Source organism: Streptomyces liliifuscus, assembly GCF_016598615.1.
GTDB classification, from domain to species: Bacteria; Actinomycetota; Actinomycetes; order Streptomycetales; family Streptomycetaceae; genus Streptomyces; species Streptomyces liliifuscus.
The window spans coordinates 7,966,901-7,981,625 of sequence record NZ_CP066831.1; the positions used below are offsets into that span (position 1 = coordinate 7,966,901).

The following is a 14,725-nucleotide window of genomic DNA, read 5'->3' on the forward strand; positions in this document are numbered from 1 at the left end:
GGAGGGGGCGCCCCGAGCACTTGGGGCGCCCCCTCCACGCGTACGTGTACGACTAGCGGCGGCGGGCCAGTGCCAGGGTGCGATGGGCCGCCGCCACCACCGCCGCGTCGATGAAGCGGCCGTCCGGGAGGGCATGGGCGCCGGGGTGGGTGGCCGCGGCCTTGACGACCGACTCGGCCGATTCGATGTCCTCCGGGGTCGGGAGGTAGGCCGTCTCGATCACCGGGAGCTGGCGGGGATGGATGGCCGCGCGGCCGAGGAAGCCCAGCGCGCGGCCGTGGGCGCAGGACGCGGCCAGACCGGCGAGGTCGCGTACGTCGGTATGGACGGACTGGGGCGGCGGGGCAAGGTTCGCCGCCCGGGCGGCCAGGACCACTCGGGACCGTGGCCAGTCGAGGCCCGCGTCGTCGCGTACGCCGAGGTCGGCCCGGAGGTCGGCCTCGCCGAGCGCGATACCGCGCAGGGCGGGGTGGGCCGTGGCGATGGCGTAGGCGTGCTCGACGGCGAGGGCCGATTCCAGGAGGGCGTACAGGGGGATGTGCGGGACCCGGCCCGCCGCACGTACGACCTGGGCGGGGGCCGTGACCTTGGGCAGGCGGATGCCCGAGAGGCTCGACAGGTCCGGGAGCGCGGCGAGCGTCCGGAGGTCGGCGGCGGACTCCGGGCTGTCCAGGGCGTTGACGCGGACGTGCACCGGGACCGGGAGCGGGGACGGCTCGGACAGGAGGTCGGCGGTGGCGGTGCGGGCGTACTCCTTGCGGTCGGGAGCGACCGCGTCCTCCAGGTCGACGACGACCACGTCGGCCCCGGCGACCAGGGCCTTCGCCACCACTTCGGGGCGGTCGCCGGGAACGTACAGCCAGGTGAGAGGGAAGGCGTCGGTCGCTTCCGTGGTGTGGCCGGCTTCCGGGGTCACAGGGCGCCCTCCGATCTGAGCGTGGTGATCTCGGCCTCCGTCAGGCCGAGTTCGGCGAGGACCGTGTCCGTGTCGGCGCCGTGCGGGCGGCCCGCCCAGCGGATTCCGCCGGGGGTGTCGGTGAGACGGAAGAGGACGTTCTGCATGCGCAGCGGGCCCAGTTCGGGGTCGTCGACGGTCGTGACCGTGTCGAGGGCGGCGTACTGAGGATCCGTCATGACGTCGCGTACGTCCTGGATGGGGGCCACCGCCGCCTCCGCCTTCTCGAACTCCGCGATGACCTCCTCGCGGGTGTGGTCGGCGATCCATGATCCGACCGCCTCGTCGAGGACGTCCGTGTGGCGGGCCCGTTCCGCGCCGGTGGTGAACCAGGGTTCGGCGGTCAGGTCGGGGCGGCCGACCAGGCGCATCACGCGTTCGGCGATCGACTGGGCCGAGGTCGAGACGGCGACCCAACTGCCGTCGGCGGTGCGGTAGGTGTTGCGGGGCGCGTTGTTCTGGGAGCGGTTGCCCGTGCGGGGCTGGACATGGCCCAACTGGTCGTACCAGAGCGGCTGCGGGCCCAGGACCGTGAGGATCGGCTCGATGATCGCCATGTCCACCACCTGCCCGCGGCCCGTGCGGTCGCGGGCGGCGAGGGCCGTCATCACCGCGTACGCCGTGGCCAGGCCCGCGATCGAGTCGGCGAGGCCGAAGGGCGGGAGGATCGGCGGGGCGTCCGGTTCGCCGGTGATCGCGGCGAAGCCGCTCATGGCCTCGGCGAGTGTGCCGAAACCGGGGCGGTGCGCGTACGGGCCGAACTGGCCGAAGCCGGTGACGCGGGCCAGGACCAGGCGGGGGTTCGCGGCCGACAACTCCTCCCAGCCGAGGTCCCACTTCTCCAGGGTCCCGGGGCGGAAGTTCTCGATGATCACGTCGGCGGAGGCGGCCAGGCGGAGGAGCGTCGTACGGCCGCCTGTGGTGGAGAGGTCCAGCGTCATCGTGCGCTTGTTGCGGCCGAGGAGTTTCCACCACAGGCCGATGCCGTTCTTCGACGGGCCGTGGCCGCGGGACGGGTCCGGTCTGCGGGGGTGCTCCACCTTGATGACCTCCGCGCCGAAGTCGCCGAGCATCGTGGCGGCGAGGGGGCCGGCGAAGAGGGTGGCGAGGTCGAGGACACGGAGGCCGGTGAGGGGTGCCGGTGCGGTCACGGCGGTGTGGGTCATGGGTGGGGGGACTCCTGGTGGGGAGGGGTTCGCTCAGGTGGACGACAGTTGCGCTGTCAGGTCGGCGAGGGTGTCGAAGCCCGTGCCGTTGAAGTCGCCGATGGATGTGGCCAGTCGGTTCTTGAGAGGGGTCGTCCAGCGGGACGGGATCGCTTCGGGGTCGCCCGCGAGCAGGCCCGTGATCGAGCCGGCCGTCGCGCCGTTCGAGTCCGTGTCCCAGCCGCCCGACACGACACGGCAGATGGAGGCCGTGAAGTCGCCGTCCGCGTGGGTGAGGGCGGCGGCGAGCAGCGCCGTGTTGGGGATGGCGTGGACCCAGTGGTACGCGGCGTGCGTGGCGTGCAGTTCGTCGACGACCGTGTCGAAGTCCCGGTGTTCCATGGCCAGTTGCATCGCGTGGCGGACGGCTCGGGCGAGGCGGGAGTCGGGTGGGACGACCGTGAGGCCTGTGCGCAGGCAGTCGTGGATGTCGTTCGTGCCGGTGGCCGCCTCGGCGATGGCGGCCGCCGTGAACATCGCCGCGTAGACGCCGTTGGCGGTGTGGGTGAGGGTGGCGTCCCTGTGGGCCTGTTCCGCGGCGGTCGATGGGTCGCCGGGGTTGGTCCAGCCGTGGGCGTCCGCGCGGATCAGGGCGCCGATCCATTCACGGAACGGGTTGCGGTGGTGGGCCGTGTGCGGGGGTTCGATGCCTTCGAGGAGGTTGCGGTAGGCGACGCGTTCCGCGGTGAACGTGCGGCCCGCTGGGAGTTCGTCCAGCCAGAGGCGGGCCACGTCCGTGGTGGTGAAGTGCTTGCCGTGGCGTTGGAGCAGCAGGAGGTTCAGGAGGGGGTAGTTGAGGTCGTCGTCCTCCGGCATGCCGTCGATGTTCTCGGCGAGGGAGGTGGTCGCGGAGCGGCGGTTCCAGGGGTGGGTGGCCTTGAGGTGCGGGGGGACGCCCCGTTCTGTGAACCAGGTGGTCAGGGGCCAGTTGCCGGTGGCCCTGGCCAGTGCTCTGATGCCGTCCAGGGGGAGTTTTTCCACTGGCTTGCCCAGGAGGCAGCCTGCGGCTCTGCCCAGCCAGGCGGCTTCCAGGCGGGGGTGGAGTGTGGCGGGGGTCTGGGATGTCGTTTCTTCCCCAGACCCGCCCCTTCCCGAAACTGGGGGCGCTGCCCCCAGGCCCCCGGAGCTTCGGTTGAGGTCTGCTGTGCCCACCCTCCCCATCGCCCTTGCGGAACGCCCGCCCACAGCGGTGGAGAGGGGGTGCCAGTCAGGGCACAGAGCCCTGATCCTGGGCAGGGCTGTTGGCTCTTTGTCTGCCAACCTGCTTGGTAGGTCCGCCAGTTCGTCCAGGAGGTCCTGGGCCAGGGCCCGTAGGTAGGGGGAGGCCGGTTGGGGGGAGGCGCCTGCCCGTTGGGGGGACCGGGGGCCGCCCGCTCTGTGCCAGCGGGCGGCGATGGCCGATGGTTCGCGGCCGTCCTCCTCCGCCTGGTGGAGTTCGTGGCCCAGGAGGTCCTCCGGTTGGACCCAGGTCAGGCGGAGGGGGGTCATGACAGCTCCGCGTAGGCCGTCTCGTGGGTGCGGCGGCGGGTGGTGTCGCGGGTGAAGATCTCGCGGGTCACCTCTGTGAGTGTCGTCGCGGGGGACTGCAGGTCCAAGCGGCTGGACTCCGCCACCGTCTTGGCCCAGTCGGGCGGGATCTCCGCACCGAGGGCGCCCGCGAGGGCCCCGGACATCGTGGCGATGGAGTCGCAGTCGCGGCCGTAGTTCACCGAGCCCAGGACCGCGTGCCGGTAGTCGCCTCGGGAGATCAGCAACATGGCGAGGGCGACCGGGAGTTCCTCGATGGAGTGGATGCGGGAGGGGCGGCGGGCGCCGAGGGACGGGGTGCGGTAGTCGGGGCCGACCGTGTCGTAGGGCGCCACCGCCTCGCGCAGGGGGCGTAGTGCCGACTCGAAGTCCGAGTAGCGCGACGCCGTGTCGCAGACCGTTTCGATGGCCGCCCGTGTGCCGTCCTTCGCCAGGGACAGACAGGCGTCGACGACCGAGTCCGGCGTCGCGCCCGGTGTGCAGGCCGCCGCCACCCCCGCCGCGAAGACGCCCGCCGCCTCTCGCCCGTACGACGACTGGTGGGCGCCCGCGATGTCGAGGGCCTCGGCGTACGCGCCCGCCGGGTTGGCCGCGTTGACCAGGCCGACCGGGGCCATGTACATCGCCGCACCGCAGTTGACGATGTTGCCGGCGCCGGCCTCGCGCGGGTCCACGTGGCCGTAGTGGATCCTCGCCACCAGCCACTTCTCCGCCAGGAAGATCCGGTGGAGGGGGAGCGCCTCGGCCTCAAGTTCCGGGATCCAGCGCGGTGTCGTCATCAGGTCGGGGACCAGGTGGTCGGCGACGGCGTACGCGTCCAGGTGGTCGCGGACCTTCGCGTACACCCGTACCAGCGCGTGCGTCATCAAGGTGTCGTCGGTGACGTGGCCGTCGCCCTTGTGGTACGGGGCGATGGGGCGGGCCGTGCGCCAGTCGTCGCCGTTCCAGGGGCCGACGATGCCGTGGACCCGGCCGCCGTGGCGTTCGGCGATCCGCTCGGGGGAGTAGCCCTCGACGGGACCGCCGAGCGCGTCGCCGACGGCGGCTCCCACGAGGCTGCGGGTGATCCGTTCTTCCAGAGTTGCGGGTGCGGTGGGCGTCATGTCCGAATCATCCCCCTGAGAGGGCCAGTTCCGTGGCTGCCAGCAGTTCGGCGAGTTCCACCAGGTCCGTGCCGGTCAGCCGGGGGAGTGCGCAGCCCGAGAGCGTGCGGCACGCGTCGCGCCAGGAGTCCGGGATCGCCGTGCCGCCGCCGATCGCGCCGGTCAGCGCGCCGACGAGCGCGGGGGCCGAGTCCGCGACCCGGGACAGACAGGCGGCCGCGGGCACCGCCTCGGCGATCCGGCCGTGCGAGGCGGTCGCGAGGGCGAGGGCAACCGGGACGGTCTCGGCCGCGGCGATGCCGTAGCTGTAGACGTGGTCGACGATCTGGTGTTCCAGGAGCGGTACGAGGCTGAAGGCGCTGTCGGCCCCGCGGGCGAGCGTCAGCGCGTGGCGGGCGTTGCGGCCGATCTCCGTGGACTCCGGGAGTTCGGCGAGCGCGGCTGTCACACAGGTGTCGGCGTCCGCGCCGGCCAGGGCGAGGGCCAGCGCCGCCGCCATCGCCCGGGCGCCGTGCACGCCGTCGCCGTCCTGGGTGTAGCGGGCGTCGAACTCGGCCAGTTCCGCCGCGAGTCGGGGGTCCCCTGCGTGGGCCACCGCGAGCACGCAGGCCCGTACGCAGGCCGCGTCGTCGAAGTAGTGGGGGTTGTCGTGGCCGGTGGCGGGCGGGCGCAGGCCGGTGGCGAGGTTGCCGAGACCGGCTCGTACGGAGATGCGGGCGCGCAGGGGGAGTACGGCCGACTCGACCTCGGGGGCGCGGTCCGCTGCCGCGGCGACTTCGCTGGCAATGGCGTTCCAGGAGAGGTCGATGGCCGCGCGCATGCGGCGTTCTCGGCTCAGGTCGCCGAGTGCGCCGGGGTCGGTGGCGCGCAGGACCGCCTCCGCCGCGAACGCCGCCCACTCGGCGTCGTCCGAGGGTCCGAGTCTGAGGGGTTCGGGGGGTTGGTTCAGGGCGATGGGGACGGGGAGGGTGGTGGTGGCGTTCTGTTCGGCGAAGGTGTCCAGTTCTCGGGTGAGGCGTCTTGTCCATTCGGGCATGCGGGCGGCTCTGTGTCTGGCTGCGGGCCAGCCGGCGGCGTCGCCTGCGGCCAGGCCCAGCAGGAGGCCCTCGATTCGCCGTGGGGCCTCGGTCCGGTGTGCGATGTGCGGGTCCGTTGTGGCTTGTCGCGCAGTTCCCCGCGCCCCTGACGGGGCGGGGGTTCGGAGTGTGATGTGCGGGGCCGTGGGGGTTGGGCGCGCCGTTCCCCGCGCCCCTGAAGGGGCTGTAGTTCCCCGCGCCCCTGACGTGGGCGACTCTGGCGGGGCGCCCTCGTTCGGGTCGTTGAGTAGTTCTGGTGTCACTGGATTACCTCGTCCTCGTCCGGGGTCAGGAGGTCCGCCACGTCCAGGATGTGGTGGCCCTGCATGGATGGGAGGCAGCTGCCTTTCGCCGGGCCGATCGCCGCCGACCAGGTCGGGGGGATCGACGAGACGCCCTTCGTCGCGCCGGCCAGGGCGCCCGCCACCGCTGCCGTGGTGTCGGCGTCGCGGCCCATGTTCACGGCGGTGAGGACCGCTTCCGTGAAGTCGCCGTCGGCGGCCGCGTACGCGCCGAAGGCCAGGGCGACGGCCTCGGGGGCGAGGTCGGTCCAGGGGTAGCCGCCGATGACGACGGCGGAGCGGACGGCGCGTTCGCCGCGGTGGGCGCAGGCGACGGCGCGGCGCAGCGATCGGGCCGTCCAGGAGTCGTCGGGGATCACCGCCAGGGCCGAGGCGACCACCACCATCGTCGGGGCGCCCGCCATCGCCGCGGCCACGCCCGCCGCGACCGCCTGGCCGCCGTAGATGCCCTCGCCGTCGTGGCTCACCGAACCGTCGATGGCCACCAGGCGGGCGGCCTCCGCGGGGCGGCCCGCCGCGAAGACGCCGAAGGGAGCCGCGCGCATGGCGAGGCCGTCGCTCCAGGCGTGCCGGTGCTGGGCGGAGATCGGGGCGGCCAGGCCCCGCCGCAGGTTCTCCAGCGTGCCCCGCTCGCTGAAGCCCGCGCCCCGGAACGGACCCTCGTCCAGGTCGGCGATCCAGTGATGCCAGGCCGCCTCCACATGCCGGGGCGTGAGTGCCGAACCGTGCCGGGCCAGGAGCAGCCCGGAGAAGATCGCGTACTCCGTGTCGTCCGTGCCGGCCGGGGTGTCGGTGACGTATCCCGTGATGCGGCCCCAGCGTGCGCGGATCTCGGACGGCTTCATGTTCTCGGCGGGCGCCCCCAGCGCGTCCCCGACGGCGAGTCCCAGCAGCGCGCCGCGCGCCCGATCGCGGAGACCGGCGGAGTCCCCGGGGGCCGGGACCGAGGGAACGCAGGCAATCGAAGCCATGACGGTGCCTCTCCATCGCGGGGTCCCGGAAGGTCTGAGGGACCCTTTGCGGATCTGTCCCCACCAAGCGGTTCGGCGGAGCCTCGCGCGGCTCAGCGTCACCCGGTCGACATCTGTGCGCAGGTCTCTACGGATGAGCGAAGGGCGGTGAAAGCCCAGGTAAGTACGGCCTTCCTTGCTGGCGGGGGCGAAATTTCGGGCGTAGCTTGGGTGTTGTCCAAGAGTGGAAACAGTCTAAGTTTCAGTTCCTAGTAGCACTTCGGGAGACCCGGGCATGGCCATCATCGAGACCGAGGCGGCGCTTCACGAGGCGCACCGCGACAACCACACCCACCGGGACGTCAACGGCGGCTGGTTGCGCCCCGCCGTCTTCGGGGCGATGGACGGTCTGGTCTCCAACCTGGCGTTGATGACCGGTGTGGCGGGCGGTGCCGTGTCCCATCGGACGATCGTGATCACGGGGCTCGCGGGGCTGGCGGCCGGCGCCTTCTCCATGGCGGCCGGCGAGTACACCTCCGTCGCCTCGCAGCGCGAGCTCGTCGAGGCCGAACTCGACGTCGAGCGGCGGGAGTTGAGGAAGCACCCGAAGGACGAGGAGCGTGAGCTCGCCGAGCTGTACCAGACGCGGGGCGTCGAGCCCGATCTCGCCCGTGAGGTCGCCCGGCAGTTGTCGAAGGACCCCGAGCAGGCCCTGGAGATACACGCTCGCGAGGAGCTGGGCATCGATCCCGGTGACCTGCCCTCGCCGACCGTCGCCGCCGTGTCGAGCTTCGGCTCGTTCGCCCTGGGCGCCCTGCTCCCCGTACTTCCCTATCTGCTGGGCGCGACCGCCCTGTGGCCCGCTCTGCTGCTCGCGTTCCTCGGGCTCTTCGCGTGCGGTGCGATCGTGGCCAGGGTGACCGCGAAATCCTGGTGGTACAGCGGGCTGCGGCAGCTCGCGCTGGGCGGTGCCGCGGCCGGTGTGACGTACGCCCTGGGCAGTCTGTTCGGTACGGCCGTAGGATGACCGGCGCGCCGCCGAGTCGAGCAGCTATGCAAGGGACTGCATAAGTAGTCGTTACTCGGCGGTTTCGAATCCTTAACCACTGGGCATGAGCCGTAAGCGCTGCGGGCAATGACGCCTGCACAGCAATTGAAGCGTTGGGCGACGTTGCCTGCCGCGATCGGGCCGACGGTCATTGATCTGTCCGAAAAGGTCCCCTTGTTCAGCCGCCACGAGCGGCCTCCGCCGCGACCCGCGGCGTCCGCATGTTGGAACGCCGTATCCGGTTCCCGAGAACGGCTCCATCATGTAACCTGCACGAAATTTTGCACCTTTCGCAGAGGGCCAACGTCGTCCCTCGGCACTTGCATATGCCACGACGACGACGGGAGAGCCGATGCGTACGCCGCGCCAGCCGTCCCAGCACTCCGCGAATGGCCAGAACTGGTCCTTCATGGATGCTCGCCCTGCCGCGCAGGGGATGTACGACCCGCGCAACGAGCACGACGCTTGTGGCGTCGGCTTTGTGGCCACCCTCACCGGTGAGGCGAGCCACGCGCTGGTCGAGCAGGCGCTGACCGTGCTCCGCAATCTGGAGCACCGCGGCGCGACCGGCTCGGAGCCCGACTCCGGTGACGGGGCCGGCATCCTCTCCCAGGTGCCCGACACCTTCTTCCGTGAGGTGGCCGAATTCGAGCTGCCCGAGGCGGGCTCGTACGCGGTCGGTATCGCCTTCCTTCCGGAGGACACCGCCACCGAGGCCGTCTCACGGATTGAGACGATCGCCGCCGAAGAGGGCCTGACGGTCCTCGGCTGGCGCGAGGTCCCGATCGCCCCCGAACTCCTCGGCGCCACCGCCCGCTCGACGATGCCCCTCTTCCGTCAGATCTTCGTGACTGGGGGCACCTCCCGGACGGAGTCTGGGGGAGGTTTCAGCCAGGACATCGATCTCGACCGCAAGGCGTTCGTGCTGCGCAAGCGCGCCGAGCGTGAGGCCGACGTGTACTTCCCGTCGCTCTCCGCCCGGACCATCGTCTACAAGGGCATGCTGACCACCGGCCAGCTGGAGCCCTTCTTCCCGGACCTGTCCGACCGCCGCTTCGCCTCCGCGATCGCGCTCGTGCACTCCCGGTTCTCCACGAACACCTTCCCGAGCTGGCCGCTCGCCCACCCGTACCGCTTCGTCGCGCACAACGGCGAGATCAACACGGTCAAGGGCAACCGCAACTGGATGGTGGCCCGCGAGTCCCAGCTCGTCTCCGACCTCTTCGGGGACAAGGGTCTCGACCGCGTCTTCCCGATCTGTACGCCGGACGCCTCCGACTCCGCGTCCTTCGACGAGGTGCTCGAACTCCTGCACCTGGGCGGCCGTTCCCTCCCGCACTCCGTGCTGATGATGATCCCGGAGGCGTGGGAGAACCACGACTCCATGGACCCGGCCCGCCGCGCCTTCTACCAGTTCCACTCCACGATGATGGAGCCCTGGGACGGCCCGGCCTGTGTCACCTTCACCGACGGCAAGCAGGTCGGCGCCGTACTGGACCGCAACGGTCTGCGCCCCGGCCGCTACTGGGTCACCGACGACGGCCTCGTCGTCCTCGGCTCCGAGGTCGGCGTCCTCGACATCGACCCCGCGAAGGTCGTCCGCAAGGGCCGCCTTCAGCCCGGCCGCATGTTCCTCGTCGACACCGTCGAGCACCGCATCATCGAGGACGACGAGATCAAGGCCGGCCTCGCCGCCGAGAACCCGTACGCGGAGTGGCTGGAAGCCGGCGAGATCGAGCTGGAGGACCTCCCGGAGCGTGAGCACATCGTGCACACGCACGCCTCCGTCACCCGCCGCCAGCAGACCTTCGGCTACACCGAGGAAGAGCTGCGCGTCATCCTCGCGCCGATGGCCAAGTCCGGCGGTGAGCCGCTCGGCTCCATGGGCACGGACTCGCCGATCGCGGCCCTGTCCGAGCGCCCGCGGCTGCTCTTCGACTACTTCACCCAGCTGTTCGCGCAGGTCACCAACCCGCCGCTGGACGCCATCCGCGAAGAGCTCGTCACCTCGCTGCGTTCCTCCCTCGGCCCCGCCGGCAACCTCCTGGAGCCGACCGCCGCGTCCTGTCGCAGCGTCACCCTGCCCTTCCCGGTGATCGACAACGACGAGCTGGCCAAGCTCATACACATCAACGCCGACGGCGACATGCCGGGCATGAAGGCCGCGACGCTCTCCGGCCTGTACCGCGTCTCCGGCGGCGGCGACTCGCTCGCCGCGCGCATTGAGGAGATCTGCACCGAGGCCGACGCCGCCATAGAGAACGGCGCCCGGCTGATCGTCCTCTCGGACCGTCACTCCGACGCCGAGCACGCGCCGATCCCCTCGCTGCTGCTCACCGCGGCCGTCCACCACCACCTCATCCGCACCAAGCAGCGCACCCAGGTGGGCCTGCTGGTCGAGGCCGGCGACGTCCGCGAGGTCCACCACGTGGCCCTCCTCATCGGCTTCGGCGCCGCGGCCGTCAACCCGTACCTCGCGATGGAGTCCGTCGAGGACCTCGTCCGCGCGGGCACGTTCCTCCCCGGCATCGAGTCCGAGCAGGCCATCCGCAACCTGATCTACGCGCTCGGCAAGGGCGTCCTCAAGGTCATGTCCAAGATGGGCATCTCCACCGTCGCCTCCTACCGCGGCGCCCAGGTCTTCGAGGCCGTCGGTCTCGACACGGCCTTCGTCCAGAAGTACTTCATCGGCACGGCCACCAAGATCGGTGGCGTCGGCATCGACGTCATCGCCAAGGAGGTCGCCGCCCGCCACGCGAAGGCGTACCCGGCCAGCGGCATCGCGCCCGCGCACCGCGCCCTCGACATAGGCGGCGAGTACCAGTGGCGCCGCGAGGGCGAGCCGCACCTGTTCGACCCGGAGACGGTCTTCCGCCTCCAGCACTCCACGCGCACCCGCCGCTACGACATCTTCAAGAAGTACACGGACCGCGTGAACGAGCAGTCCGAGCGGCTGATGACGCTCCGCGGCCTGTTCGGCTTCAAGTCCGGCCGCGAGCCGATCTCCATCGACGAGGTCGAGCCGGCGAGCGAGATCGTCAAGCGCTTCTCCACCGGCGCCATGTCCTACGGCTCCATCTCCAAGGAAGCCCACGAGACGCTCGCCATCGCCATGAACCAGCTGGGCGGCAAGTCCAACACCGGTGAGGGCGGCGAGGACGCGGACCGCCTGTACGACCCGGCGCGCCGCTCGTCGATCAAGCAGGTCGCCTCCGGCCGCTTCGGCGTGACCTCCGAATACCTGGTCAACGCCGACGACATCCAGATCAAGATGGCCCAGGGCGCCAAGCCCGGCGAGGGCGGCCAGCTGCCCGGCCACAAGGTCTACCCGTGGGTCGCCAAGACCCGGCACTCCACCCCGGGCGTCGGTCTGATCTCCCCGCCGCCGCACCACGACATCTACTCCATCGAAGACCTCGCCCAGCTGATCCACGACCTGAAGAACGCGAACCCGCAGGCGCGGATCCACGTGAAGCTGGTCTCCGAGGTCGGCGTCGGCACGGTCGCCGCGGGTGTCTCGAAGGCACACGCGGACGTCGTCCTCATCTCCGGCCACGACGGCGGTACGGGCGCCTCCCCGCTCACCTCGCTGAAGCACGCGGGCGGCCCCTGGGAGCTCGGCCTCGCCGAGACCCAGCAGACGCTGCTGCTCAACGGCCTGCGCGACCGCATCGTCGTACAGACCGACGGCCAGCTGAAGACCGGCCGTGACGTCGTCATCGCCGCGATGCTCGGCGCCGAGGAGTTCGGTTTCGCGACCGCGCCGCTCGTCGTCTCCGGCTGCGTCATGATGCGCGTCTGCCACCTGGACACCTGCCCGGTCGGCATCGCCACCCAGAACCCGACCCTGCGCGACCGCTACACCGGCAAGGCCGAGTACGTCGTGAACTTCTTCGAGTTCATCGCCGAGGAGGTCCGCGAGATCCTCGCCGAGCTGGGCTTCCGCACCATCCAGGAGGCCGTCGGCCACGCCGAGAACCTCGACGTGGAGCGCGCGGTCACCCACTGGAAGGCGCAGGGCCTCGACCTGAGCCCGCTGTTCTACGTGCCGGAGCTGCCCGAGGGCACCCCGCTCCACCAGGTCATCGAGCAGGACCACGGCCTGGAGAAGGCGCTCGACAACGAGCTGATCAAGCTCGCCGCCGACGCGCTGGCCGCGGACTCCGCGACCGGTGCCCAGCCGGTGCGCGCCCAGGTCGCGATCCGCAACATCAACCGCACGGTCGGCACCATGCTCGGCCACGAGGTGACGAAGAAGTTCGGTGGCGCGGGCCTGCCCGACGACACCATCGACATCACCTTCACCGGGTCGGCCGGCCAGTCCTTCGGCGCCTTCCTGCCGCGCGGTGTGACGCTGCGCCTGGAGGGCGACGCCAACGACTACGTCGGCAAGGGCCTCTCCGGCGGCCGGGTGATCGTCCGTCCCGACCGGGGCGCCGACCACCTCGCCGAGTTCTCGACGATCGCGGGCAACACCATCGCGTACGGCGCGACCGGCGGCGAGCTGTTCCTCCGGGGCCGTACCGGCGAGCGCTTCTGCGTCCGCAACTCCGGTGCCACGGTCGTCTCGGAGGGCGTGGGCGACCACGGCTGCGAGTACATGACCGGCGGTCACGCGGTCGTGCTCGGCGAGACCGGCCGCAACTTCGCGGCCGGCATGTCGGGCGGCATCGCGTACGTCATCGACCTGAACCGCGACAACGTCAACGTCGGCAACCTCGGCGCGGTCGAGGAGCTCGACGACACCGACAAGCAGTGGCTGCACGACGTCGTGCGCCGCCACGCCGAGGAGACCGGCTCCACCGTCGCCGAGAAGCTCCTCGCCGAGTGGACCGTGTCGGTGGACCGCTTCAGCAAGATCATCCCCAGCACGTACAAGGCAGTGCTCGCCGCCAAGGACGCCGCCGAGCGAGCCGGTCTCACCGAGACCGAGATCACCGAGAAGATGATGGAGGCGGCGACCAATGGCTGATCCCAAGGGCTTTCTCAACCACGGCCGCGAGGTCGCCAGGACCCGTCCGGTGGACGTGCGTCTCAAGGACTGGAACGAGGTCTACGTTCCGGGCTCGCTGCTCCCCATCATCCCCACGCAGGCCTCGCGCTGCATGGACTGCGGCATCCCGTTCTGCCACAACGGCTGTCCGCTCGGGAACCTCATCCCCGAGTGGAACGACTACGCGTACCGCGAGGACTGGTCCGCCGCCTCCGAGCGCCTGCACGCCACGAACAACTTCCCGGAGTTCACGGGCCGGCTGTGCCCCGCCCCGTGCGAGTCGGCGTGCGTCCTCGGCATCAACCAGCCCGCCGTGACCATCAAGAACGTCGAGGTCTCGATCATCGACAAGGCGTGGGACAGCGGCGATGTCGCGCCCCAGGCCCCCGAGCGGCTCTCCGGCAAGACGGTCGCGGTCATCGGCTCGGGCCCGGCGGGCCTCGCCGCCGCCCAGCAGCTCACCCGGGCGGGCCACACCGTGGCGGTCTACGAGCGCGCCGACCGCGTCGGCGGCCTCCTGCGCTACGGCATCCCCGAGTTCAAGATGGAGAAGCGGCACATCAACCGCCGCATCGAGCAGATGCGCGCGGAGGGCACCCGCTTCCGTACGGGCATCGAGATCGGCCGCGACCTCAAGGCGACGGACCTGCGCAAGCGGTACGACGCCGTGGTCATCGCGGCCGGCGCGACCGTCTCCCGCGACCTGCCGGCCCCCGGGCGCGAGCTGAACGGCATCCACTTCGCCATGGAGTACCTGCCGCTCGCCAACAAGGTGCAGGAGGGCGACTACGTGGCGCCCCCGATCACCGCCGAAGGCAAGCACGTCGTCGTCATCGGCGGCGGCGACACGGGCGCGGACTGCGTGGGCACCGCCCACCGCCAGGGCGCGGCCTCCGTCACGCAGCTGGAGATCATGCCCCAGCCGGGCGAGGACCGTGCCCCGCACCAGCCCTGGCCGACGTTCCCCATGCTCTACAAGGTCACCTCCGCGCACGAGGAGGGCGGCGAGCGGGTCTACTCCGTCTCCACCACCCACTTCGAGGGCGACGAGGACGGCAACGTCCAGTGGCTGCACCTCGTGGAGGTCGAGTTCATCGACGGCAAGCTGACGCAGAAGGCGGGCACCGAGCGCAAGATCCCCGCCCAGCTCGTCACCCTTGCCATGGGCTTCACGGGCACCGACCAGGAGAACGGGCTGGTCTCCCAGTTCGGTCTCGACCTCGACGAGCGTGGCAACATCGCCCGCGACGCCGACTTCGCGACGAACGTGCCCGGCGTGTACGTCGCCGGTGACGCCGGCCGTGGCCAGTCCCTCATCGTGTGGGCCATCGCGGAGGGCCGCTCGGCCGCCCGCGGGGTCGACCGCTTCCTGACCGGGGAGAGCGAACTGCCCGCTCCGATCCGCCCCACGGACCGCTCCCTGATGGTCTGACGCTCCACCTCAACAGACGTCCCGTACAAAGGCGTACGGAACTGAACGCGGCGCCTGCCTTTTGTCCCCGACCGGACGATGGTGGGCGCCGTGGTGCGTCCGGGGTCTTTTCTCGCCCCCGCCGCCCCTACCCA

At 71.1% G+C, this 14,725-nt stretch carries 9 protein-coding genes; 3 read left to right on the forward strand and 6 right to left on the reverse strand.

Features of this window, described 5'->3' with window-relative positions:
* Nucleotides 1–52 precede the first annotated feature (52 nt).
* Genes JEQ17_RS34315 through JEQ17_RS34340 form a run of 6 tightly spaced genes read right to left on the reverse strand, consistent with a single transcriptional unit; the run spans nucleotide 53 to nucleotide 7,139 of the window.
* Nucleotides 53–916 carry an HpcH/HpaI aldolase/citrate lyase family protein gene (locus JEQ17_RS34315; protein ID WP_200398871.1) on the reverse strand — a complete coding sequence of 288 codons (864 nt, stop codon included), beginning with the start codon at nucleotides 914–916 and terminating at the stop codon, nucleotides 53–55.
* A complete protein-coding gene (locus JEQ17_RS34320) occupies nucleotides 913–2,121 on the reverse strand; it encodes a CaiB/BaiF CoA transferase family protein (protein WP_200398872.1) in 1,209 nt (402 codons plus the stop codon). Before JEQ17_RS34320 ends, JEQ17_RS34315 begins: the two co-directional genes overlap by 4 nt.
* A 33-nt stretch (nucleotides 2,122–2,154) precedes the next feature.
* Nucleotides 2,155–3,648, reverse strand: coding sequence for an ADP-ribosylglycohydrolase family protein (locus JEQ17_RS34325; RefSeq protein ID WP_200398873.1), 1,494 nt, complete (start codon nucleotides 3,646–3,648; stop codon nucleotides 2,155–2,157).
* Nucleotides 3,645–4,790, reverse strand: a complete 1,146-nt coding sequence (locus tag JEQ17_RS34330) for an ADP-ribosylglycohydrolase family protein (protein ID WP_200398874.1) — start codon at nucleotides 4,788–4,790, stop codon at nucleotides 3,645–3,647. Before JEQ17_RS34330 ends, JEQ17_RS34325 begins: the two co-directional genes overlap by 4 nt.
* 7 nt (nucleotides 4,791–4,797) lie before the next feature.
* Complete coding sequence (locus tag JEQ17_RS34335) at nucleotides 4,798–6,240, reverse strand: ADP-ribosylglycohydrolase family protein (protein ID WP_234048809.1); 1,443 nt, start codon at nucleotides 6,238–6,240, stop codon at nucleotides 4,798–4,800.
* Nucleotides 6,126–7,139, reverse strand: a complete 1,014-nt coding sequence (locus JEQ17_RS34340) for an ADP-ribosylglycohydrolase family protein (protein ID WP_200398875.1) — start codon at nucleotides 7,137–7,139, stop codon at nucleotides 6,126–6,128. The genes JEQ17_RS34335 and JEQ17_RS34340 overlap by 115 nt, the downstream gene beginning before the upstream one ends.
* 274 nt (nucleotides 7,140–7,413) lie before the next feature.
* Here JEQ17_RS34340 and JEQ17_RS34345 point away from each other — a divergent pair, with 274 nt between their 5' ends.
* The 3 genes from JEQ17_RS34345 (at nucleotide 7,414) to JEQ17_RS34355 (ending at nucleotide 14,591) form a co-directional block, all read left to right on the forward strand.
* Nucleotides 7,414–8,145 carry a VIT1/CCC1 transporter family protein gene (locus tag JEQ17_RS34345; protein WP_200398876.1) on the forward strand — a complete coding sequence of 244 codons (732 nt, stop codon included), beginning with the start codon at nucleotides 7,414–7,416 and terminating at the stop codon, nucleotides 8,143–8,145.
* 373 nt (nucleotides 8,146–8,518) lie between these two features.
* A complete protein-coding gene (gltB, locus tag JEQ17_RS34350; RefSeq protein ID WP_200398877.1) occupies nucleotides 8,519–13,138 on the forward strand; it encodes a glutamate synthase large subunit in 4,620 nt (1,539 codons plus the stop codon).
* Nucleotides 13,131–14,591 carry a glutamate synthase subunit beta gene (locus JEQ17_RS34355; RefSeq protein ID WP_200398878.1) on the forward strand — a complete coding sequence of 487 codons (1,461 nt, stop codon included), beginning with the start codon at nucleotides 13,131–13,133 and terminating at the stop codon, nucleotides 14,589–14,591. The genes gltB and JEQ17_RS34355 overlap by 8 nt, the downstream gene beginning before the upstream one ends.
* The last annotated feature ends 134 nt before the right edge of the window (nucleotides 14,592–14,725 follow it).

Coding starts and splice junctions, on each gene's coding strand:
- JEQ17_RS34355 (WP_200398878.1), top strand. CDS start 13,131: ATGGCTGATCCCAAGGGCTTTCTCAACCACGGCCGCGAGGTCGCCAGG.
- JEQ17_RS34320 (WP_200398872.1), bottom strand. CDS start 2,121: ATGACCCACACCGCCGTGACCGCACCGGCACCCCTCACCGGCCTCCGT.
- JEQ17_RS34325 (WP_200398873.1), bottom strand. CDS start 3,648: ATGACCCCCCTCCGCCTGACCTGGGTCCAACCGGAGGACCTCCTGGGC.
- JEQ17_RS34345 (WP_200398876.1), top strand. CDS start 7,414: ATGGCCATCATCGAGACCGAGGCGGCGCTTCACGAGGCGCACCGCGAC.
- JEQ17_RS34330 (WP_200398874.1), bottom strand. CDS start 4,790: ATGACGCCCACCGCACCCGCAACTCTGGAAGAACGGATCACCCGCAGC.
- gltB (WP_200398877.1), top strand. CDS start 8,519: ATGCGTACGCCGCGCCAGCCGTCCCAGCACTCCGCGAATGGCCAGAAC.
- JEQ17_RS34340 (WP_200398875.1), bottom strand. CDS start 7,139: ATGGCTTCGATTGCCTGCGTTCCCTCGGTCCCGGCCCCCGGGGACTCC.